General features: G+C 73.2%; 20 protein-coding genes. 14 read left to right on the top strand and 6 right to left on the bottom strand.

Annotated elements, in window-relative coordinates; translation table 11 throughout:
- The first annotated feature begins 55 nt into the window (after positions 1 to 55).
- The 6 genes from NBH00_RS04180 (at position 56) to NBH00_RS04155 (ending at position 6,695) form a co-directional block, all read left to right on the top strand.
- The gene (locus NBH00_RS04180) at positions 56 to 685 is read left to right on the top strand and encodes a hypothetical protein (protein WP_254572096.1); all 630 of its coding nucleotides are present in this window, start codon (positions 56 to 58) and stop codon (positions 683 to 685) included.
- Positions 685 to 975, top strand: coding sequence for a hypothetical protein (locus NBH00_RS04175; RefSeq protein ID WP_254572095.1), 291 nt, complete (start codon positions 685 to 687; stop codon positions 973 to 975). Before NBH00_RS04180 ends, NBH00_RS04175 begins: the two co-directional genes overlap by 1 nt.
- Before the next feature lie 78 nt (positions 976 to 1,053).
- On the top strand, positions 1,054 to 2,247 hold the full coding sequence (locus tag NBH00_RS04170; protein WP_254572094.1) for an acyl-CoA dehydrogenase family protein: 1,194 nt from the start codon (positions 1,054 to 1,056) through the stop codon (positions 2,245 to 2,247).
- Positions 2,248 to 2,249: 2 nt separating this feature from the next.
- On the top strand, positions 2,250 to 3,044 hold the full coding sequence (locus NBH00_RS04165; RefSeq protein WP_254572093.1) for an enoyl-CoA hydratase/isomerase family protein: 795 nt from the start codon (positions 2,250 to 2,252) through the stop codon (positions 3,042 to 3,044).
- A 67-nt stretch (positions 3,045 to 3,111) separates the two neighbouring features.
- Positions 3,112 to 5,109: an ATP-binding protein gene (locus tag NBH00_RS04160; RefSeq protein WP_254572092.1), complete on the top strand. Its 1,998-nt coding sequence runs from the start codon at positions 3,112 to 3,114 to the stop codon at positions 5,107 to 5,109.
- Entirely contained in the window at positions 5,109 to 6,695 is a 1,587-nt protein-coding gene (locus NBH00_RS04155) for an acyl-CoA carboxylase subunit beta (protein WP_254572091.1), read from the top strand. The genes NBH00_RS04160 and NBH00_RS04155 overlap by 1 nt, the downstream gene beginning before the upstream one ends.
- 151 nt (positions 6,696 to 6,846) lie before the next feature.
- Here NBH00_RS04155 and NBH00_RS25185 read toward each other — a convergent pair whose 3' ends face one another.
- On the bottom strand, positions 6,847 to 6,981 hold the full coding sequence (locus NBH00_RS25185; RefSeq protein WP_302182688.1) for a hypothetical protein: 135 nt from the start codon (positions 6,979 to 6,981) through the stop codon (positions 6,847 to 6,849).
- Positions 6,982 to 7,159: 178 nt separating this feature from the next.
- Here NBH00_RS25185 and ribB point away from each other — a divergent pair, with 178 nt between their 5' ends.
- Complete coding sequence (gene ribB, locus NBH00_RS04150) at positions 7,160 to 8,335, top strand: 3,4-dihydroxy-2-butanone-4-phosphate synthase (RefSeq protein WP_254572090.1); 1,176 nt, start codon at positions 7,160 to 7,162, stop codon at positions 8,333 to 8,335.
- Positions 8,332 to 8,826, top strand: a complete 495-nt coding sequence (locus NBH00_RS04145) for a flavin reductase family protein (RefSeq protein ID WP_254572089.1) — start codon at positions 8,332 to 8,334, stop codon at positions 8,824 to 8,826. The genes ribB and NBH00_RS04145 overlap by 4 nt, the downstream gene beginning before the upstream one ends.
- Before the next feature lie 10 nt (positions 8,827 to 8,836).
- Here NBH00_RS04145 and NBH00_RS04140 read toward each other — a convergent pair whose 3' ends face one another.
- Positions 8,837 to 9,787: a hypothetical protein gene (locus NBH00_RS04140; RefSeq protein ID WP_254572088.1), complete on the bottom strand. Its 951-nt coding sequence runs from the start codon at positions 9,785 to 9,787 to the stop codon at positions 8,837 to 8,839.
- Positions 9,788 to 9,943: 156 nt separating this feature from the next.
- Here NBH00_RS04140 and NBH00_RS04135 point away from each other — a divergent pair, with 156 nt between their 5' ends.
- The 5 genes from NBH00_RS04135 (at position 9,944) to NBH00_RS04115 (ending at position 15,100) form a co-directional block, all read left to right on the top strand.
- Positions 9,944 to 10,828: an ABC transporter ATP-binding protein gene (locus tag NBH00_RS04135; protein WP_254572087.1), complete on the top strand. Its 885-nt coding sequence runs from the start codon at positions 9,944 to 9,946 to the stop codon at positions 10,826 to 10,828.
- Positions 10,829 to 11,070: 242 nt separating this feature from the next.
- A complete protein-coding gene (locus NBH00_RS04130) occupies positions 11,071 to 11,529 on the top strand; it encodes a nuclear transport factor 2 family protein (protein WP_254572086.1) in 459 nt (152 codons plus the stop codon).
- 12 nt (positions 11,530 to 11,541) lie between these two features.
- Positions 11,542 to 12,030 (top strand): nuclear transport factor 2 family protein, encoded by a 489-nt coding sequence (locus tag NBH00_RS04125; RefSeq protein ID WP_254572085.1) that lies wholly within the window; start codon positions 11,542 to 11,544, stop codon positions 12,028 to 12,030.
- A 189-nt stretch (positions 12,031 to 12,219) separates the two neighbouring features.
- Positions 12,220 to 13,155, top strand: coding sequence for a hydroxymethylglutaryl-CoA lyase (locus tag NBH00_RS04120; protein WP_254572084.1), 936 nt, complete (start codon positions 12,220 to 12,222; stop codon positions 13,153 to 13,155).
- Positions 13,148 to 15,100: an acetoacetate--CoA ligase gene (locus NBH00_RS04115; protein WP_254572083.1), complete on the top strand. Its 1,953-nt coding sequence runs from the start codon at positions 13,148 to 13,150 to the stop codon at positions 15,098 to 15,100. The genes NBH00_RS04120 and NBH00_RS04115 overlap by 8 nt, the downstream gene beginning before the upstream one ends.
- Positions 15,101 to 15,129: 29 nt before the next feature.
- Here the strand turns inward: NBH00_RS04115 and NBH00_RS04110 are convergent, their stop codons facing one another.
- The 4 genes from NBH00_RS04110 to NBH00_RS04095 form a co-directional block, all read right to left on the bottom strand.
- Positions 15,130 to 15,966 (bottom strand): alpha/beta fold hydrolase, encoded by an 837-nt coding sequence (locus tag NBH00_RS04110; RefSeq protein ID WP_254572082.1) that lies wholly within the window; start codon positions 15,964 to 15,966, stop codon positions 15,130 to 15,132.
- On the bottom strand, positions 15,963 to 17,393 hold the full coding sequence (locus NBH00_RS04105; RefSeq protein ID WP_254572081.1) for a wax ester/triacylglycerol synthase domain-containing protein: 1,431 nt from the start codon (positions 17,391 to 17,393) through the stop codon (positions 15,963 to 15,965). The genes NBH00_RS04110 and NBH00_RS04105 overlap by 4 nt, the downstream gene beginning before the upstream one ends.
- Positions 17,393 to 18,865, bottom strand: a complete 1,473-nt coding sequence (locus NBH00_RS04100; protein WP_254572080.1) for an HAD-IB family hydrolase — start codon at positions 18,863 to 18,865, stop codon at positions 17,393 to 17,395. Before NBH00_RS04100 ends, NBH00_RS04105 begins: the two co-directional genes overlap by 1 nt.
- 221 nt (positions 18,866 to 19,086) lie before the next feature.
- Entirely contained in the window at positions 19,087 to 20,517 is a 1,431-nt protein-coding gene (locus tag NBH00_RS04095; RefSeq protein WP_254572079.1) for an MlaD family protein, read from the bottom strand.
- Positions 20,518 to 20,658: 141 nt separating this feature from the next.
- Between NBH00_RS04095 and NBH00_RS04090 the strand changes: the two genes are divergently transcribed.
- The gene (locus NBH00_RS04090; protein ID WP_254572078.1) at positions 20,659 to 21,684 is read left to right on the top strand and encodes an MBL fold metallo-hydrolase; all 1,026 of its coding nucleotides are present in this window, start codon (positions 20,659 to 20,661) and stop codon (positions 21,682 to 21,684) included.
- The last annotated feature ends 31 nt before the right edge of the window (positions 21,685 to 21,715 follow it).

Raw genomic sequence — 21,715 nt, 5'->3', positions numbered from 1 at the left:
TGCGCGGGCAGGTCGGCGCAAACGACGTGTCACCGCCGCGTTAGCCTGCCGGGCCATGGATCAGGGTCTCGGCGTCATGGAGGTGGGGGTGGCCGAGGCCGTGCGGGCCGACTTCCCGCAGCTGCGCCTGTGGGCCGGCTGGGTCGCCGTCCCCCCCGGCCGCAAGAGCTCGCCGGGCCTCCTGGACCGCCTCGCCGACGTCGACGACCGCGCTCGCGGTCTCCCCACCGGCAGGCTGCGGACGGACCCGGTCGCCGCCTCCTACCGCGCCTTCGCGCGGCAGATCGGCCTGGACCCCGACGCCGAGCGCAACCCGCTCGAGCAGCTCGCCATCGAGCGGCTGCGCGTCGGGCGCCTGCCGTCGGGCGGACCGCTCGCCGACGCGATGACCGTCGCGATGCTCGAGACCGGCGTGCCGTTGTGGGCCGTCGCCTCCGAGCGGGCGACCGGCTGGCTGTCGGTCGACGCCGACGACGAAGGACGGCTCGTCATCGCCGAGAACGGCCGCCCCCTCGTGCCGCTCATGGCCAGCCCCGGCGAGGAGCTCAGGCCGCCGATCCACCGCCGCACCCCGTCCACCGCGGTCGTCTACGCCCTCCAGGTCGGGAAGGTCCCCACCTCGACCGTCGAGGAGGCGTTCTGGCACCTGCAGGCCGGCGTCGCCGACCAGGAGATCGCGCGCTGATGCGCGCGCTGCTCGCCCCGCCGCTCGCCGTCGGGACGCTCGGCCTCGTGATCGGGCTCATCGGGGTGATCGTCGCCGCGACCGCCGTGAACATCGTCCGGCTGCGGAAGGACAAGAACGCGACCTTCCTCGAGTGGGACCCCGTCGACCGCGCCGGCTGGCACCGCGAGCTCGACGAGGCCGACGTGCACCTGATGCTCGCCGAGCACAATGCGCGGCGCGCGCGGGACGGGCTCCGGCCCGAGACCATGGAGGAGTACGCCGAGGCGGTGCGCAGGCGACAGGCCTGAGGCCGTGCCCCTTTCGCGGTGCCAAGCTCCCCCGTCGGGTGGGACGCGCGGCGTCGAACCGCGATTAGGGTGCAGAGCATGTCCACCGACGTCACCGCTGCCGGCCCCTGGTTCGCCCTGGGCGAGGACCACCAGTACATCGTCGAGCAGGTGGAGCGGTTCGCGAAGGACCGCTTCTGGCCGCTCCAGCAGCGCATGGACGACGACGAGTGGTGGCCGGAGGACGCCTTCCCCGCCCTCGGCGAGGCGGGCTACCTCGGCGTGACGGTCCCCGAGACCCTCGGCGGCGCGGGCCAGGACTTCTTCAGCTCCGCGCTCGTGCTGCAGGCGGTCTCGAAGTGGAACCCGTCCGTCGGGCTCGGCGTCCTCGCGCACGAGAACCTCTGCCTGAACAACATCCTCCACAACGCGAACGCCGAGCTCTGCGAGCGCTACATCCCCGGGATGAGCGCGGGCACGATCGTCGGCTGCCTCGGCCTCACCGAGCCGGGCGCCGGCTCGGACGCCCTCGGCTCGATGCGGACGACCGCGAAGCTCGACGGCGACCACTACGTCCTCAACGGCTCCAAGCTCTACATCACGAACGGCCCGATCGCCGACGTCTGCCTCGTCTACGCGAAGACGAACCTCGACGCGGGGGCACACGGCATCACCGCGTTCGCCGTCGACTGCGACACGCCGGGCTTCACGATCGCCCAGAAGATGATCAAGATGGGCATGCGCGGCAGCCAGACCGCCGAGATCGTCATGGAGGACTGCCGCGTCCCCGTGGAGAACGTCGTCGGCGAGGTCGACAAGGGCGTGCGCGTCGTGATGAGCGGCCTCGACCTCGAGCGCATCGGCCTCGCGTTCATGATGATCGGGATGTGCGAGCGGGCGCTCGAGCTGTCGATCGACTTCGCGAAGTCGCGCGAGCAGTTCGGTCAGAAGATCTCGCAGTTCCAGTTCATCCAGGGGATGGTCGCCGACATCTACGCGGAGACCGAGTCGCTGCGCTCCTTCTGCTACCAGGTCGGGGCCGAGGCGAACGCCCTGGAGGCAGGCGGCGGGGACAAGAAGCACCTCTCCAAGCGCGCGGCCGCCTGCGTCCTGCAGGCCGGGCTCGTCCTCATGCGCTGTGTCGACCGCGCCGTGCAGATCCACGGCGGCGGCGGCTACATCTGGGAGACCGAGGTCAACCGGCTCTACCGCGCGGGCAAGCTCCTGCAGATCGGCGCGGGGACGAACGAGGTCCGCCGCATCATCATCGCCCGCGACCTCCTGGGCCGCTGACGATGAGCACCACCGAGGTGTCCACGCCGGCGCGCCTCGAGGTGGCCGGCCCCGTCGCGACCCTGACCCTGGCGAACGTCAAGGGCATGAACGCGATCAACAAGCCGCTGACGCGGGCCGTGCTCGCGTGCCTCGACGAGGCCGAGGCGAGGGCGGGCGTCCGCGTCCTGCTGACCGTCGCCGAGGGCCCCGCCTGGTGCGCGGGTGGCGACGTCGCGTCGATGGCCCGGCTCGGCGACGGCACCCACGACTGGATCCGCGACGTCGGCGCCGACGTCAACGTCCTCATCCCCCGCATCCACGAGTCGCCGCTGCTGACGATCGCCGGCGTGGACGGGGCGGTGGCGGGCGGCGGCCTGGGCCTCATGGGCGCCCACGACGTCGTCCTCGCGACGCCGGGCACGTCGCTGACCTTCGCCTACAGCGCGCTCGGGCTCTCCCCCGACGCCGGCGGCACGTACTTCGTCACCCGGGACCTCGGGTACCGCCGGACCCTCGACCTCTACCTGAGGAACACGAAGCTCGACGCCGCCCGCGCCGCCGAGCTCGGGCTCGTCACGCGCGTCGTCGACGACGCGGCCGCGCTGACGGACGCCGCCGCCGGGTACGCCGCCGGCCCCGCGCAGGCGATCCGCGAGACGAAGCGCCTGCTGCGCGGCGCCGCCGACGGGCACCTCGCCCGCCAGCTCGAGGACGAGATCCGCACGCTCGCCGACGGGACGACCGGCGCCGAGTTCCGCGAGGGCCTCGCCGCCTTCCTGGAGCGACGCCGGCCGAGCTTCGGGGACGCGTCGTGAGCGCGAGCCGCCCCGCCCAGGGGGCCCGCGTCCCGTTCGCGCGGGCGACCGGTCTGGAGGGGGTCCGGTGAGCCTCCAGGCCGTCCTCGTCGCCAACCGCGGGGAGATCGCGGTCCGCGTCATCCGCACCGTCCAGGCGCTCGGCCTGCGCGCGATCGCCGTCTACTCCGACGCCGACGCCGCCGCGCCGCACGTGCGCCTCGCCGACGAGGCGATCCGCCTCGGGCCCGCGCCGGCCGCCGAGTCCTACCTCAGCGTCGAGCGGGTCCTGCAGGCCGCGCGGGACGCGGGCGCCGACGCCATCCACCCCGGCTACGGCTTCCTCTCCGAGAACGCGGCCTTCGCCCGCGCCTGCGTCGACGCCGGCCTGACCTTCATCGGGCCGTCCGGCGACGCGATGGAGGCGCTCGGCGACAAGGTCTCCGCGAAGGCCGCCGCGAACGCCGCGGGCGTGCCGGTCCTCCCCGGCCTGAGCCGTCCCGGCCTCACCGACGAGGACATCCTCGCCTTCGCCGACGGGACGGAGGACGTCTTCCCGCTCATGGTGAAGGCCGCGGCGGGCGGCGGCGGCCGCGGGATGCGCGTCGTCCACGAGCGCGCGCAGCTCGCCGAGGCGCTCGGCGCCGCGCGGCGCGAGGCGATCGCCGGCTTCGGGGACGACACGCTGCTCGTCGAGCGGTACGTGCCGCGGTCCCGCCACGTCGAGGTGCAGGTCGTCGCCGACACGCACGGCGGCGTCGTCCACCTCGGCGAGCGCGAGTGCTCGCTGCAGCGGCGCCACCAGAAGGTCGTCGAGGAGTCCCCCTCGCCGGTGATCTCCGCGGCCACCCGCGAGCGGATGGGCTCGGCCGCGGTCGAGCTCTTCCGGCACGCCGGCTACGTCGGGGCGGGCACCTGCGAGTTCCTCGTCCCCTACGACACGCCCGACGAGTTCTTCTTCCTCGAGGTCAACGCGCGGCTGCAGGTCGAGCACCCGGTCACCGAGCTCGTCACCGGCCTCGACCTCGTCGAGCTGCAGCTGCGAATCGCCGGCGGCCATCCGCTCGGCCTCACGCAGGACGACGTGCAGCTCCGCGGTCACGCGGTCGAGCTGCGCATCTGCGCCGAGGACCCGTCCTCCGGCTTCCTCCCCGCGACCGGCACGCTCGAGGGGTACGCCGAGCCGCGCGGCGCCGGCATCCGCGTCGACAGCGGCGTGGCGCTCGGCTCCGAGATCGGGTCGAGCTACGACTCGCTGCTCGCGAAGCTCATCACCTTCGCCCCCGACCGGGAGACGGCCCTCGACCTCGCGGTCCACGCCGTCGGCGACCTGCACCTGCTCGGGGTCACGACGAACGCGGGCTTCCTCGCCCGGCTCCTCGAGAGCCCCGAGGTCCGCGCCGGTGACATGGACACGTCGATGATCGAGCGCGGCGTCGCCGCGGTCGGACCCGGGGAGGCGGACGTCGTCCGGGCCGCCGTGGCCCTGGCGGCGATCGAGCGGCTGCTGCTCTCCGAGCACGACGCGGGGGCGTCGGCCGACCCGTGGGACACGCTCGTCGGGTGGCGGATCGAGGGCGAGGCCCCGATCGAGTTCAAGCTCCTCCCGCCGGGCGCGAAGGAGCCGATCGTCCTGCACGTCAGCGGCTCCCCCGCCGACCTCCTCGTCACCCACGGCGAGGACGAGTGGCCCGGCGCCGTCGAACGCGTCGACGCGACGCGCGTCGCCGTCCGCATCGGCGGGCGGCGGACGCTCTGGCACCGCGCCGCGCGCGGGCAGGAGCGGTGGGTCGCCGCGGGCGCCGACGCGTTCGCCTTCACCGTCGTCGAACCCGCGGTCCAGGGCGCGGACGCCGCCGGCTCCGGCGCGCTGGAGGCGCCGATGCCCGGGACGGTGCTGTCGGTCCGCACCGCCGAGGGCGACGCCGTCAGCGAGGGCGACGTGCTCGTCGTCATCGAGTCGATGAAGATGGAGCTGTCGCTCACCGCGCCCGCCGACGCCGTCGTCAGCGCGGTCCACGTCAGCGAGGGCCAGTCGGTCCGGCAGGGGCAGGCCGTCGTCGAGCTGGAGAGCGGAGAAGACTGATGTCGATCGTCCTGAAGAGCACCGCCGACCCGTCCTCGGAGGCGTTCAAGGTCAACCAGGCCGCGCACGCGTCGCTCGCCGAGGACCTGCGGGCGCAGCTCGCCCGCGTGCGCGCCGGCGGCGGCGAGAAGGCGTCCGCGAAGCACACCGGCCGCGGCAAGCTCCTCCCCCGTGAGCGCGTCGAGCGGCTGCTCGATCGCGGCTCCCCGTTCCTCGAGCTCAGCGCGCTCGCCGCGCACGGCATGTACGACGACGAGGCGCCGGGCGCGGGCATGATCACCGGCATCGGGCGCGTGAGCGGTCGTGAGGTGATGATCGTCTGCAACGACGCGACGGTGAAGGGCGGCTCGTACTACCCGATGACCGCGCGCAAGCAGACGCGCGCGCAGGAGATCGCGCTGCAGAACCGCCTGCCCTGCGTCTACCTCGTGGACTCCGGCGGTGGCTTCCTGCCGCTGCAGGACGAGCTCTTCCCGGACGTGCGCGGCTTCGGGCAGTCCTTCTACAACCAGGCGAACCTCAGCGCGGAGGGCATTGCCCAGATCGCCGCGGTGCTCGGCTCCTGCACCGCCGGCGGCGCGTACATCCCCGCGATGTGCGACGAGTCGGTCATCGTGAAGAACCAGGGGACGATCTTCCTCGGGGGTCCGCCGCTCGTGAAGGCGGCCACCGGCGAGGACGTCTCCGCCGAGGACCTCGGCGGCGGCGACCTGCACACGAGGAAGTCCGGCGTCGCCGACCACCTCGCCGCCGACGACACCGAGGCGCTCGCGATCGTCCGCTCGATCGTCGCCTCGCTCGGCAGGCGCGGCGACGCGCCGTGGCAGCGCGTGCAGACCGAGGCGCCCGCCGTCGACCCGGCCGAGCTCACCGGCGCGGTCCCGGCCGACCTGCGCACCCCGTACGACCCGCGCGAGATCATCAGCCGCATCGTCGACGGCTCGCGCTTCCACGAGTTCAAGGCCGGTTACGGCTCGACGCTCGTCACCGGCCTCGCGCACCTGCACGGCCACCAGGTCGGCATCCTCGCCAACCAGGGCGTCATCTTCAGCGAGTCCGCCATGAAGGGCGCGCACTTCATCGAGATGTGCGACCAGCGTGGCATCCCGCTCGTCTTCCTCCAGAACATCACCGGCTTCATGGTCGGTCGCGAGGCCGAGGAGGGGGGCATCGCCAAGCACGGCGCGAAGATGATCTCCGCCGTCTCCGTCGCCCGGGTCCCGAAGCTCACCGTCATCGTCGGCGGCTCCTTCGGCGCCGGCAACTACGGCATGTGCGGCCGGCCGTACTTCCCCCGCTTCCTGTGGATGTGGCCGAACGCACGCATCTCCGTCATGGGCGGCGAGCAGGCGGCGAACGTCCTCGCGACCGTCGGTCGCGAGACCGACCCGGAGAAGATCGAGGCCCGCAAGGGGGAGATCCGCGACCAGTTCGAGCGCCAGGGCCACCCGTACTACGCGACCGCCCGCCTGTGGGACGACGGCGTCATCCTCCCCGAGTCCACGCGCGACACCCTCGGCCTCGCGCTCTCGGCCTGCGCCGGCGCGCCGCTCAAGGCGCCGCGCAAGCCGGTCTTCCGGATGTAGCCGTCGGCGGAGGGAGGTCGACGGTCTGCCGCGGAGGCGCACGAACACCCCGTCATCCGTGCAGTTTCGTGCGTCGCCAAGGACGGCCCGACGAACGTCGATGCCGGGGTACTCCCGGACGCTACCCCCGCTCAGGGCGCGTCGCTCCCGCTCAGGTGTTGAGGAAGACGACGATCGCGATCACGAGGCAGATGAGCAGCCCCGCGATGAAGATCTGAGGACCCGCGTCGCTCTTGGTGGTCGGGACGCCGGAGTTCTTGACGGGCGCGGGATCGTGCGGGGACATGGGCCCATTCCTACCGCCTCGCGGGCGCGCGGGAAAGCGGCCTACCCCCGTCGACGGGGCCATCTCCCGCCCCGTGGGTAGGCCGTCTGAGACGCCGCTTCGGGGGTGACCCCTTCGGGGGGTGATCCTCCACCCAGGGGGCATGAACGGGGATCGGTGAGCCTCCAAGCTGTGGTCCATGAGCCCCTTCAGCACCATCGACGACGCGCTCGAGGACATCCGCAACGGCCGGATCGTCGTGGTCTGCGACGACGAGGACCGCGAGAACGAGGGTGACCTGACGCTCGCCGCGCAGTTCGCCACGCCGGAGGCGATCAACTTCATGGCGGTGCACGGGCGCGGCCTCATCTGCCTCGCGATGACGCCGGAGCGCTGCGACGACCTCGGCCTCGAGATGATGGCGGCGAAGAACGAGTCCCCGTACGAGACGGCGTTCACCGTCTCGATCGAGGCGCGCGAGGGCATCACGACCGGCATCTCCGCGGCCGACCGCGCGCGGACCGTCCAGGCCGCCGTCGCCCCCGGCGCCGGGCCCGCGGACATCGTCCAGCCCGGACACATGTTCCCGCTGAAGGCCAGGCCGGGCGGCGTCCTCGAGCGCACCGGGCAGACCGAGGCCGCCGTCGACCTCGCGCGCCTCGCCGGCCTCACCCCGGCCGGCGTCATCTGCGAGATCATGAACGCCGATGGCACGATGGCCCGCGTCCCCGACCTCACCGTCTTCTGCGCCGAGCACGGCCTGAAGATGATCACCGTCAAGGACCTCATCGCCTACCGCCGCCGCCGCGAGCAGCTCGTCGAGCGCGTCGTCGAGGCGGTCATGCCGACGGCGTTCGGCGACTTCCGCGCCGTCGGCTACCGCGAGCTCGCCGACGGCCGTGAGCACGTCGCGCTCGTGAAGGGCGACGTCGCCGGCCGCGAGGACGTCCTCATCCGGGTCCACACGAGCTGCGCCGCCGGCGACAAGCTCCGGGCGACCGCCTGCGACTGCCGCGCGAAGCTCGAGGACGCGATGCGCCGCATCGAGGAGGAAGGCTGCGGCGTCCTCCTGCACCTCGAGGCCGACGGCCTCGGCGCGTGCTTCGCCGGCGAGCACACGGGCCCCGTCGGGCTGCCCGTCGACCTGCGCGACTACGGCGTCGGGGCGCAGATCCTCGCCGACCTGGACCTGTCGTCGATCCGGCTGCTGACCAACTATCCCAAGCGCATCCACGGCCTGGAGGGCTACGGTCTCAGTGTGAGCGCGCAGATCCCCGTCGGCCGCCGCCCCGCCGCCCCGCCCGTGTCCACGGCGGGCCCCGCCGGCTGGCGCCCGCGCATCGCCACCGACCTGAACGAGGAGCACGCGGCATGAGCCCCGAGAACGGCACCTTCACCCCCGCCCACTTCGGGGACCTCATGGCGGAGCTCCCCGCGGGCGTCGCCGTCATCACCGTTAAGGGCGACGACGAGCAGCCCAAGGGCCTCGTCGTCACGTCGCTCACCGCGTACACCGCGGAGCCGCCGTCGATCCTCGTGTCGGTCGCGCACTCCTCCCGCTGCTACTCGGCGCTCCTCGCCGCCGAGCACTTCGGCGTCCACGTCCTCCAGGTCGGTCAGGACGCGATGGCCTCGACCTTCGCGAGCAAGGCCGACGACAAGTTCGCGGGCCTCGAGTGGGCGTGGGACGGGGACGTGCCGCGCATCGCCGGCTCGCTCGCGTACCTGCGCTGCCGCACCTCGAAGGCCTTCGAGCACCTCGACCACACGGTGATGATCGGCATCATCGAGGAGGTCGAGCGGCTCGAGCAGGTCGAGCCGATGCTCTACCTCCGCCGCGCCTTCGCGTGGCGGGTCTCCGGCTGATCCGCCGCCCTCAGACCGCCTTCGGCGTGTAGCGCCAGAGCTCGATCGCGCGCTCGAGGTTGTCGAGCAGCGCCTCGAGCTCGATGACCTCCGCCTCGCCCAGCGGACCGACGGCGACGGCGGCGACGAGCTCGTCCGCGCGTGCGGCGAGGGCCTCGAAGTCCGCGCGCAGCGACCGGCCGCCCTCGACGTCCGCGAACTCGAGCTCGAGGAGGTGGACGGCGGCGCGCACCTGCAGCGCGGCGGCGCGGGTGCGCCCGTGGTCGAGGTCGGTGTACGCGCGCAGCAGGAGGTCCTCGCCCTCGAGGATGCTCGTGCGGCCCGCGAGGACGTCGGCGGTCGTCTCGGACGGCTGCAGCCGCTCCTCGCGGCTGGCCTTCGCGCCGATCGGCGGCGGCAGGACCGCGGCGCGCGTGAAGCGGCCGTCCGGCAGGCTGTCGGTCGTCCCGTACCCGATGCGGGTGGCGCGGGCGTCGCGCTGCGCGACCTCGGTGACGTACGGGTCGCGCGAGCCGGCGCGGTAGCCGCGGATCGCCTGGTTGAGCACGCGCAGCCCGTCGGCGACCCAGGCCTGCTGCGCGTCGTCGTCCTCGGCGATCCGCAGGAGCAGGGCGTCGGCCTCGGCGTCGGCCATCGGCTCGGTGCCGCGGATGAACGTTGCGAGGATGAGCGGCACGTCGGCGGGGGCGGCCGCCACGTCCGCCTCGCGCGACCGGCGGCGGATCCGTCCGCGGGGCGTCGCCGAGGCGGCGGCCGCGGCCACGAGCGTCACCGCGAGGACGTCGGCGGTGCCCGCCGCCATCGTCTGCCCGCTCAGGCGCTGGCGCCGCGTGAGCTCGTCGCTGCGCAGCGCGGCGCCCGCCGCGTCGACCGCGCGCGGATGCGCGACGACGTACCGCCCCGCGTGGGGGCCGATCGCGTGCGTGAACTCGAATTGCACGGCGAGAAAGGTCGACGCCATGCGGGCGACACTACTCCCGCGCGAGGGGCGGACCCACCAAAGGCGGAGAGAAGTACCCCTCAGAGAGCACGCCCCCGAAGGGGCGCCTGGAAGAAGATGCCCAGGACGCTGTCGCCGCGCGAGTGCGGCGATGACCAACGCTGAGGAGACGGGCGAATGAGTGAGCTGATCGAGGTGCCGTCGGGTGCCGGGTACGCGGACCCGCAGACGCGCGATCTGCTGGACCAGGCGGCGACGTTCGAGCTGCACGAGGGCCAGGGCTCCCTCGCGGAGGAGGTCCCCGGTGAGTTCTGGTCGATCCAGTGCCAGGACGTCTACAAGAACTTCGGCCGCCACCAGGTGCTCGACGGGCTCAACCTCGGCATCCCCGAGGGCATGATCACCGTCGTCCTCGGCCCGTCCGGCACCGGCAAGTCGGTGCTCATCAAGCACCTCATCGGCCTGCTCTTCCCGGACGGCGGCGACATCAAGGTCCACGGCAAGTCGGTCCCGAACCTGCGGATGTCCGAGCTGCTCGAGCTGCGCCGCCGCTTCGGCATCCTCTTCCAGGACGGCGCGCTCTTCGGCTCGATGAACGTCTACGACAACACGGCGTTCCCGCTGCGGCAGAACTCCGACCTGTCGGAGAACGCCATCGCCGACGTCGTCCACGCCCGCCTCGCGGAGGTCGGGCTCGGCGGCGCCGAGCAGGCGATGCCCTCCGAGCTCTCCGGCGGCATGCGCAAGCGCGCCGGCTTCGCCCGCGCGCTCGTCACCGAGCCGGAGATCGTCGTCTTCGACGAGCCGGACTCGGGCCTGGATCCCGTCCGCACCTCGCTGCTGTGCGACCTCATCAAGGACATGCACAAGCGGCACGGCGGCACGTACATCCTCATCACCCACGACATCGCGACGATGCGCCAGATCGGCCAGTACATCGGCGTGCTGTGGAAGGGCCGCATCGTCCAGGCCGGCGGGCGCGACGAGATGCTCAAGTCCGAGAACCCGTTCGTCCGTCAGTTCCTCAACCGCCAGTCCTCGGGCCCGCTCGGCATGGACTGATCCGTCGGCCCGCTCCCACGGGCCGCCACCGACCGTCCCTCGAAAAACGGTCTCGCAGCACCCGATGCCCGGCACCCCTCGCCGGGCATCGGTGCGTCCGCGGACGCCCGTTCTGACCCCGGAAAACCCCCTTGCTCCTTTCGACCGGGGTATCCCCCTCCTTGGGAAGACGGCCCCCGATCGGGCCGGACGTAGCGTCGTCGATACCGCCAAAACCGGTTCCAAACGAGGAGAGACCCCGGATGAACTACGCCTTTGCCGTCAAGTGGCTGAGAGGCTTCCGCACGAGCCCCGAGGATGTCTGCGCGCTGTACGCCGACGATTTCCTCTTCGAGGACTGGATGCTCGACCAGACCATCACCGACATGGAGGACCTGCACCGGGTCTTCGCGCCGTACGCCAACACCGATCCGGACAACGGGATCGGCATCCACAACTTCCGCATCCGCGGCTACGAGGGCGACGAGAGGAGCGGGCTCATCCGCTGGGAGTGGGGTCCCGACCACGCCGCCGTGTTCCTCGGCCTCGACGTCGCGAACAAGCCGTTCTGGACGCAGGGCCACACGTTCCACGTCTACAACGAGGAGGGCAAGATCGTGAAGGAGTCCTCCTGGTGGGACGCCTCCGCGGTCCTGCGCGGCATCGGCATGACCGCCGAGAAGTCCGTCTTCCCGGTCCAGTCCGCCGTCGGCGCGGCCTGAGAGGAGCACGACATGAACCTCGAATATGCACAGAAGTGGGCCGAGCTCCGCGGCAGCGACACGGAGGCCTTCGCCGACCTGTACGCCGGCGACCTCGACTTCACCCTCGAGCACACGATGGTCGACGACCACATGAAGGACACGATCTACACGCGTGACCAGATCGTCGACCGCCTCGGCGGGTTCGCGAACGACGACGCCGGCAACGGCCTCGGCGTCCACACGTTCACCGTGACGAAGTACACCGGCGACGAGCGCTGGGGCATGGTCGAGTGGGACTACACCGTCGAGGGCATCGCGTCCTTCCGCGGCATCGACAACCCGGACGGCAAGACGCTGAGCACGAACGGCTCGACGTTCCTGAAGTTCGACGCGGACGGGAAGATCGTCCTCGACTCGACGGTCATGAACGACTGCCCGGTCTTCGAGGCGCTCGGCCTCCCGATCATGCGTCCCCACTACTGGGACGCGGACTTCGATCCCGCGAGCCTCATGGCCTAGCCGGACCGGCGCCCGGAGGGCTCGACCCGGTCGGGAGGTGGCCCACGGGGCCATCGTCCGGCCGGGCGACGAGGGGCCGCCTCCGGGCGGCCCTTCGTCGTTCCGGGGTCCGCTGTGCCTCCGAGGGGGGACACGGACCCGGCCCTGGGGCGAGGAGCGGGGCGCCCGGCGCGGATACGGTCGCTCGTGATGATCGACGACCAGCTTCCCGACCGGGTCCGCGTGCGCGAGGTGGGGCCGCGCGACGGCTTCCAGAACGAGCCCGAGCGCATCGCCACCGCCGACAAGATCCGCCTCATCGAGCAGCTCGCCGGCGCGGGCTACAAGCGCCTGGAGGTCGCGAGCTTCGTCCGGCCGGACGTCATCCCGCAGCTCGACGACGCGATCGACGTCCTCCACGGGCTCGACGTCCCCGGCGACGTCGAGCTCACGGTCCTCGTGCCGAACGAGCGCGGTCTGCAGACCGCGCTCGAGCACCGGGAGACCTTCCACGACGTCGTCATCTTCCTCAGCGCCTCCGAGACCCACAACCGCAAGAACGTCAACCGCCCGGTGGACGACTCGCTCGCGACGCTCGAGCGGATGGCGCCGGTGATCAAGGACGCGGGGCTGCGGTGCTCGGCCGTCATCGCGACGGCGTTCGGCTGTCCGTACGAGGGCCACGTCGACCCGGCGCGCGTCGTCGAGCTCGCCGGGCGCCTCGCCGCCGCGGGCTGCGACGAGCTCGGCTTCGGCGACACGACCGGCATGGCGAACCCGCGCCAGGTGAGGGCGTTCTTCACCCGGGCGCTCGAGGCGCTCCCGGGCGTGGAGCTCACCGCCCACTTCCACAACACCCGCGGCCAGGGCCTCGCCAACTGCCTCGCGGCGCTCGAGGCCGGCATCACGTCGTTCGAGTCGAGCTTCGGCGAGCTCGGCGGCTGCCCCGTGCCACCCGGAGCGACCGGCAACGTCGCGAGCGAGGACCTCATCTCGATGTTCCACGAGATGGGCGTCGACACGGGGGTCGACCTCGACGCGCTGCTCGCCGCGGCCCGCGAGGTCCAGTCGGTCCTCGGGCGGCGCCTGACGAGCCACGTGCTCGTCGCCGGCCCCATCGCGTGGGGGGAGCGGGCCGGTGTCTGACCTGCAGACGCCCGCGGTGGCCCCGCTGTGGACCGCCCCGCCGGACATGGTCGAGGCGGCCGAGATGACCGCGCTCATGCGCGAGGTCGGCGCCACGGACTACAACGAGCTGTGGGAGTGGTCGGTCGCCGACGTCGAGCGCTTCTGGCGCACGCTGTGGGACCGCTACGAGCTCCAGGCCGACGGCGACCCCACCCGGGTCCTCGACACGCACGAGATGCCGGGCGCGCGCTGGTTCCCCGACGTCGCGCTCTCCTTCCCCGAGCACGTCTTCCGCGGGAAGGACCCGGCCGCCCTCGCGCTCCAGTTCGCCGCCGAGGAGCGTCCGCTGCAGGCGTGGACGTGGGCGCAGCTCACCGAGGAGGTGACGCGCATCCGCGCCGGCCTCGCCGCGCTCGGCGTCGAGCGCGGCGACCGGGTCGCCGGCTACCTGCCGAACATCCCGCACACCGTCGCCGCCTTCCTCGCCACGACGTCCCTCGGCGCGATCTGGTCCTGCTGCTCGCCGGACTTCGGCACCCGCACGGTCGTCGACCGGTTCGCGCAGATCGAGCCGAAGGTCCTCCTCGCCGTCGACGGCTACCGGTACGGGGGCAAGGCCTTCGACCGCACGCAGATCGTCCACGAGCTGGCGGCGGCCCTGCCGACGGTGGAGCGGACGATCGTGCTGCCGTACCTCGGGACCGAGGGCGGCTGGGCGGAGGCGTTCCCCGCGACCGAGGAGCCGCTCGCCTTCGAGCGCGTCCCCTTCGACCACCCGCTGTGGATCGTCTACTCGTCCGGCACGACCGGCCTGCCGAAGCCGATCGTCCACGGCCACGGCGGCCCGCTCCTCGAGCACCTCAAGACGTGGCGGCTGCACCAGGACAACAAGCCCGGCGACCGCGTCCTGTGGTTCACGACCACCGGCTGGATCATGTGGAACTACCTCGTCTGCGGCCTGCTGTCGGACGTCTCGATCGTCCTCTACGACGGCAACCCGGGCTACCCGTCGCTCGACACGCTGTGGGACGTCGCCGACGAGTCCGGCGCCGCGCTCTTCGGCGCGGGCGCCGCGTTCATCCACGGGTGCATGCGCGCGGGGGTCGAGCCGGCCCAGGGCCGCGAGCTCGCGAACCTGCGCTGCGTCGGCGTCACCGGCTCGCCGCTGGCGCCCGAGGGCTTCTCGTGGATCGCCGAGCACGTCGGCCCGCACATCTGGACCGTGTCCACCTCCGGGGGCACCGACATCGCGGGCGGCTTCTTCGGCGGCGCGCCGCTCATGCCCGTCCACGTCGGCGAGCTGTCGGCCCGGATGCTCGGCGTGAAGGTCGAGGCGTGGGACGACGACGGCCGTGCCGTCGTCGACGAGGTCGGCGAGCTCGTCGTCACCGAGCCGATGCCGTCGATGCCGGTGAAGTTCTGGAACGACGCCGGCGGCGAGCGCTACCGCGACTCGTACTTCGAGCTCTTCCCCGGGGTCTGGCGCCACGGCGACTGGATCCGCATCACCGCGCGTGGCTCGGCGATCATCTACGGGCGCAGCGACTCGACGATCAACCGCGGCGGCATCCGCATGGGCACCGCGGAGATCTACGCCGCCGTCCTCGCCGTCGACGGGATCGCGGACGCGCTCGCCGTCGACGTCCCGCCCGCGAGCGGCACGGGCGACAGCTGGCTCGGCCTCTTCGTCGTCCTCGAGGACGGCGTCGAGCTCACGCCCGAGCTGACGAAGCAGGTCGCCGCGAGCATCCGCAGCGACGCGTCCCCCCGCCACGTCCCCGACGAGCTCGTCGCCGCGCCCGACCTGCCGAAGACGCTCACCGGCAAGCTCCTCGAGGTGCCGATCAAGAAGCTCATGATGGGCCGCGACCCCGGGTCGGCCGCGAACGCCGGCTCGCTCGCGAACCCCGAGGCGCTGCAGTGGTTCGTCGACTGGTGCCGGAAGCGCGGGCCGGTCGCCTGACCCGGCCGCCGCCCCCGCCCCTCGGCGGGTCAGGCGGCGACGGCGGCCTTCGCGTCGGCCGCCGCCGCGACCTCGAGGATGTTCCGCGCGACGAGCTCGGGGTCGTCGAACATCGGGACGTGCCCGACGCCGGGGAGGATCGTGAGCTCGGCGCCGGGGACGTTCGCGACGAGCGGGCGGCCGTAGCGCTCGAGCGGGATCGTGCGGTCCTTCTCGCTCCAGGCGATGCGGATCGGGTAGTCGGCCGCGGGGGCGGCCGGCAGCGGCGTCCCGGTCCGGATCGAGGTGAGGATCGCGTCGAAGGCGACGCAGCCGAGCGCCTCCTCGAGCATCTCGGCGACCGCGGCGGGCGGAACGCGCTCACCGTGCTCGGCGACGCTGCGGAGCATGAGGCGGCGGAAGCGGGGCCGCGCGAGCAGCGGGGTCAGGCCCGCACCGCCGCGCTCCATCATCAGCCGCCCGCCGCGCATGAGGCCGACGACGCGCTTCAGGTCGCGCGGGCTCCGCCAGCCGCCCGCCGGGGACAGCGCGAGCACCGACAGCGCGCGGCCGCGGCGCCCGAGCTCGAGCGCCATCCAGCCGCCGAGCGAGTTGCCGACGAGGTGCGCCCGCTCGATGCCGGCCGCGTCGAGCTTCGCCTCCAGCCCGTCGACGAGCTCGGCGATCGTCCCGCCGAAGCCGGGCGCCGGCGCCTCCGCCCCCGCGTGCCCGGGCAGCGACGGCGCGAAGACCGCATGGTGCGCGGTGAGCGCCGGCAGCAGCGGGCGCCACACCCGCCAGCTCCCGGTGAAGCCGTGGAGCAGGACGAGCGGCGAGCCGCTCCCGCCGGCGTAGCTCGCGGGCGTCTCGTGCGGGCCCGCGCTCATCGCTGCCACACCGCGGGCTCGGCGCCCGGCACGAGGTCGAGGACCTCGCCGAAGCCCTCGACGAGACAGCGGCCGAAGCGCTCGGGCTCGGTGATCGCCGCCGGGTCGAGGTTCACCGCGACGCAGCACAGGTCCGCGTGCGAGAAGAGGACGATCATCGCCGCGCAGCCGGGCAGCGGCGCGTAGCCGTACATCCGCTCGACCTTCGCGCCGGCGAGGAAGACCTCCTCGCGGATGCCGGGGACGTTGGAGGCCTGCAGGTCGTTCGCCTTCGTCAGCGACCCGGCGAGCTGCGCGATGACCGGCCCGGGCAGGCGGGCGAGCGCCGGCGCCATCGCCCCGACGCCGTTGAGCGCGGGCTCCTCGCGGACGGCGCGGACGGCCTTGCCGAGGATCTTCATCCGCTTGACGGGGTCCTTCTCGCCGACGGGGCCCGCCAGGCGCGCGGCGGCGAACGCGTTGCCCCCGGTCTCCCCCTCCTTGCGCACCGAGATCGGCATCGCGAACGGCATCGTCCGGATCGGGACGCCGAGCTGCTCGTGATAGCGGCGGAACCCGCCGAGCAGCGCCGCGAGGAAGGCGTCGTTGAGCGACGCGTCGGCGACCTTCGCGGCGGCGCGCAGGTCCTTGAACTTCAGGTCGATCATCCCGAAGTGCCAGTCGTGGCTGCGGCCGGTGAGCAGCGGTGACGGCTCGGCGCCCGAGTCGCCCAGGACGCGCCGCAGCGACGCGACGTACGCGGCGAGGTCACGCGCGGCGCGGTCGGGCCGGCCGATCCGCAGCAGGCGGCCCGGGGCCGAGCGGGCGAGCCCGACGAGGCCGCCGACGTCCTTGCCCGCCTGCCGGGTGACGACGGCGAGCGACGACGTGCTCCCGGCCGCGGGCGGCGGCGGCATCTTCTTGCCCTTCGTCGGCTCGCGCTGCCGGGAGTGCAGGCCGCCGAGGAGCTGCATGCCCGCCATGCCGTCGAGCGTCGCGTGGTGCATCTTCAGCGCGTAGGCGGCGCGACCGTCCGGCAGGCCCTCGAGCAGGATCGCCTGCCACGGCGGGCGCGAGCGGTCGAACGGCACCGTCGCCACCGCCTGCACCCGGTCGAGCATGTCGCGGTAGGTCGACCCGTCGGGGAGGACGACCCGGCGGACGTGATGGTCGAGGTCGAAGCGCGGATCGACGACCCAGATCGGCTGACCGAGCCCGGCGGGCCCGTCGACGACACGCTGGCGGAACCGCGGCACGACGCTGCAGCCCCACTCGTGCGCGGCGCGGAAGCGGGGCCAGTCCGGGGAGCGGTCGAGGATCTCGAGCGCGAGGACGGTCGAGTTGAGCGTCGGGTCCACCTCGGCCCGCCACATGACCGTCTCCAGCGGGTTCAGCGCGTTGCCCGCGCCCCAGTCGAGGACGCCGTCCTCGCGGATACCTGTCGCCATCAGTGTGCTCCCTTGCCGTTGGTGGCCGTCGGCCAGTCGCGCAGGATCTCGAGCATCGCGTCCCGCACCTCGTCGGCGTGGATGCCCACCGTCCTCGGCTTCCACCTGTCCGTGAGGAAGGGCGGCAGGACGACGACCTCGACCGTGCCCGGGTGGATGAGCTGCCCGCCGCGCGACTGCACGGTGTGGATGCCCTTCAGGACGATCGGGACGATCGGGACGCCCGCCTGCATCGCGATGTGGAACGGGCCCTTCTTGAACGGGCCGAGCCGCGGGGTCGGGGTCCGCGTGCCCTCCGGGGCGATCATGAGCGACTTGCCGCCCCGGATCGCCTCGACGACGGGCTCCAGCGCCTCGCGGGCCTTCGCGTTGTCGCTGCGGTCGATGAACGTCATCCCCGCGAGCTGGAAGAACTGGCCGAAGACGGGGACGTTCTTCGCCTGGGCCTTGCCGACGGCGGTGAAGTCCTCGCGGATGAGCTTCGTGACGACCATCGGATCCATCTTGCTCTGGTGGTTGAAGATGAAGACGGCGGGGCGGTGCGACCAGAGGTGCTCGCTGCCGCGCACCACGCGGACGTCGACGCCGGCGAGCTTCAGCGCGACGTCCGTCCCCATGCCCATGCCGATGTCGCTCATCGCGCTGCGCCTGCGCGAGAGCAGGCCGACCCCCGTGCCGATGCCCATGGCGCCGAGCAGTCCGCCGTAGAACGCGGCGGTCCGGGCGACGTCCTTCGGCCCCGGGATGCTCGACGGCGGCGGGGCGCAGCGCAGGACGGGCCAGCCGCGCAGCGCGGCCTCAGCCCAGAGCTCGGCGTCGGGCTCGATCGCCGCCGCGTGCCCGACCGCCTCGAGGAACGGGATGTCCTCGCGGCCGTTGGAGTACGCGAAGGACTGCTCGAGGTCGAGGCCCTCGGCCTGCGCGAGGTCGCGGAGCCCGCGGGCCTTCTCGGGCCCGAACAGCGGCTTGCCGACGACGCCGCCGGTGACCCGGCCGTCGACGATCTCGATCTCGGTCGAGAGGACGTGCTCGATGCCGAGCTCGCGGGCCATCGGCTCGGTCTGGAAGCGCATCGCCGAGGACGCGAGCACGAGCGTGTGACCCATCTCGCGGTGGGCCTCCACGAGCGCGAACGCCTCGTGGTGGAGCTTCGACGCGATCGTCCCCTTGAAGAGCTTGTCGCCGAGCGCCTCGAGGTCGGCCTCCTCCGTCCCGATCCACGCCTCGAGCGCGAAGGTGAAGAAGGTGGCGAACTCGGAGGGGTCGGCGATCCCGCGGCGCGCGATGAGCGCGGTGCGGGCGAGCTCGATGGGACCCATGTCGCCGGACCTGATCCGGTGCTGGTAGAACGCCCCGGCCGAGTACCCGGAGATGAGCGTCCCGTCGTAATCGAAGGCGGCCGCGACGTGCGGGCCGCGCTCGGCGGCGTGGATGCGCGCGAGGAGCGCATCGAGAGACTCAGAGGGCGGCATGGAGGACCTCGTTCGGGGCGCGGTCGCCGGCGACGGGCGGCGGCGGTTCGTGACCGGCGGGCGGGCGGGCTGAGGGGACGGTGGCGGTGGCCATGGGCGTGACGGGACGGACGGCTGGTGCCCTACATGAGCAGGTTCGCACCGGTGTTGTCCACGGGCCAGGCCCGAACGGGGGGCGCCGCTCCCCTGGCGGAGGGGTAAATCGGGTTCAGGCCGCCTGTTCAGGGCACGAATCCGGCCGCGCGGCCGCGCTCCAGGACCCCGGGCGGCGGGGCCGTCCGCTCGACCGGGCCGTTCTGCAGGCCGGGCGGGTTCCCGATCGCGAGGCCCTTCGCGAAGGGCTCGTTGCCGGCCTCGCACTCGGCGTCGTTCTCGTGCGGGACCGGGTTCACGTGGAGCCGCTCGGCGACGTGCGCGCTCGGGTGGTCCTGCCCGGCCTCCCCGACGATGATCGTCCCGTTCAGCTCCGTCGCGTCCGGCCCTCCGCCGATGAGCGCCGACGTCGTGTTGCCGAAGCTCACCCCCATGAGGTTGCAGTGGCGCTGGGCGGGCAGCCACGCCGAGAGGATCCCGCCGACCGCGCGCACGGTCGCGGTGAGCAGCCGCAGCGACCCGGCGGCGGCCGGGTCACGGGCCGCGGCGCGGAGGGCGTCGAGCGCGCGGCCGAAGCCGTCCGCGAGCGACGGCACCCGCCGCAGGACCGGGGTGCCCGCGACGAGCGCGTCGCGGCCCCGGGCGAGCACGGGGCGCAGCAGCGGCGTCGCGGTGCGCAGGCCGCGGGCGATCGCCGCCGCGTCGGCGAGGACGGGCCGGGCGCGGGTGAGCGCCACGCGGAGGGCGTCCTCCGTCGGCGCGAGCGCGTCGAGCGTCTGCGCCGTCGCCGGGGCGGCGGCGTCCACGGCGCCGAGGGTGCGCCCGCCCGCGGCGAGCAGGCCGGGCAGGAGCGGCGCCGCCGGGGCGAGCGCCGCCGTCGCGGACGCGACGCCCCCGACCAGCCGGCGCAGCGGCGCGGCGGGGACGACCGCGGCGCGGGCGACGCGCTCCAGCGGCGCCGTGGCCCGGCGGGCCGCCGCGAGCGTCGCGTTGACGTCCGCCCCGCGCCCCGCGAGGCCGTCCCCGAGGTCGGTGACGACGCTCCGCACGCGGCGGCTCGTCGCGTCGTCGAACACGTCGAACGCCTCGTCGAGCTCGACGACCGGTCGCGCGTCCGACAGCGGCAGCAGCCCGCCAGGGGGAACGCCGGACCGCGCGTGGCCGCGGCGCAGGTCGACGTACTTCGCGCCGAGGATCGAGCGCGGCCGGACCGTCACCCGGGTGTCGACCGGGAGCCGCTCCTCGCGGGTCTCGAGCGCCATCGTCACGATCGCGTACGCCGGGGTACGGCCGCGCGGCGGCATCGCCTCCACGCCGGTGACGACGCCGACGCGGGCCCCGCCGACCCGCACCTCGCTCCCGTTCACCGTGAGCTCGGCGGCGTCGGGGACGGCGGCCCGGACCTCGTACGACGGGACGAACGGCAGCCCCTGGTTCGCCCGGTAGGAGATGACGATCCCGACGAGCGCGAGCACGAGGATCATCGTCCCGACGATCATCGGGTCCTGGAGCGCGGCGGGCGAACCCCGCCGTCCCGTCGTCGGCTCTCTCCCTCCCACGTGGCCGGCCCTTCGTCGGGGCGGGCGGCTCCTGTGACCGCCCGCAAGCCCCGCCGGAGCGGGGCCATGCGAACGTAACACCGGCGTACGGTGGGTCGCAAACGGCGGGCGTCAGCGGCTGACGGGTTGTACGCTGAGCGGGTGGACGCCAGGACCGATGATCGCGAGGCGGCCGCCGCGGCGCTGGACCTCGCCCGCGAGGCCGGGATCCACTGCCTCCCGATCCAGACGCCGTTCGGGATCGGCGACGTCAACTGCTACCTCATCGAGGACGACCCGCTGACGCTCGTCGACTGCGGGCCGAACACGGCGACGTCCCTGCTCGACCTCGACCGGCAGCTCACCGCCATCGGCCACGGCGTCCAGGACATCGAGCTCCTCGTCGTCACCCATCAGCACGCCGACCACATGGGCCTCGCGCACGTCTTCGCGCAGCGCACGAACGCCGAGATCTCCTGCCTCGACATCTACGCGCCGAAGCTCGCCGACTGGGAGACGCACTCCGCCGAGAACGACGACGACGCGTTGCTGCTCATGCAGCGCCACGGCGTCGAGGACCACGTCGCGGATGCGCTGCGCGCCGTTGGCGACATCCTCCACGGCTACGGCGCCTCCTCGCGGGTGGACCGCCCGCTCGCGCCCGGGGCGACGATCGCGCTCGCCGGCCGTGAGCTCGTCGTGCACCACCGCCCGGGCCACTCGCCCTCGGACATCGTCCTCCACGACGCCGAGCGCCGGATCCTCGTCGCGGGGGACCACCTGCTCGCCGGCATCTCGTCGAACGCGGTCATCTCGCGGCCGCTGACGCCCGGCTGGGACGGCAGCCGGCCGCACACGCTCATCGAGTACCGGGCGTCGCTGCGGGCGACGGCGGAGATGGACGTCGACCTCGTCCTCGGCGGGCACCGCGACCCGGTGACCGACCACCGCGCGCTCGTCGCCACCCGTCTCGCGGAGCACGACCGCCGCGCCGAGCGCTTCTACGACCACCTGTCGGCCGGCCCGATGACGGCCCACGAGATCGCGACGGCGACATGGGGACCGGTCGCCATCACGCAGGTCTTCCTCACGCTCAGCGAGGTGCTCGGCCACCTCGACCTGCTCGTCGCCGACGGCCGCGTGCGCGAGGACCGCAGCGAGCACGTCATCCGCTTCGAGCGGGCCTGAGCGAGACGCCCGCCCCGGCGAGTGACAGCTG

The organism is Paraconexibacter antarcticus (assembly GCF_024220175.1).
GTDB lineage: Bacteria > Actinomycetota > Thermoleophilia > Solirubrobacterales > Solirubrobacteraceae > Paraconexibacter > Paraconexibacter antarcticus.
The sequence above is the reverse complement of the archived record's forward strand: the minus strand, read 5'-3'. Positions and strand labels throughout refer to the sequence as shown.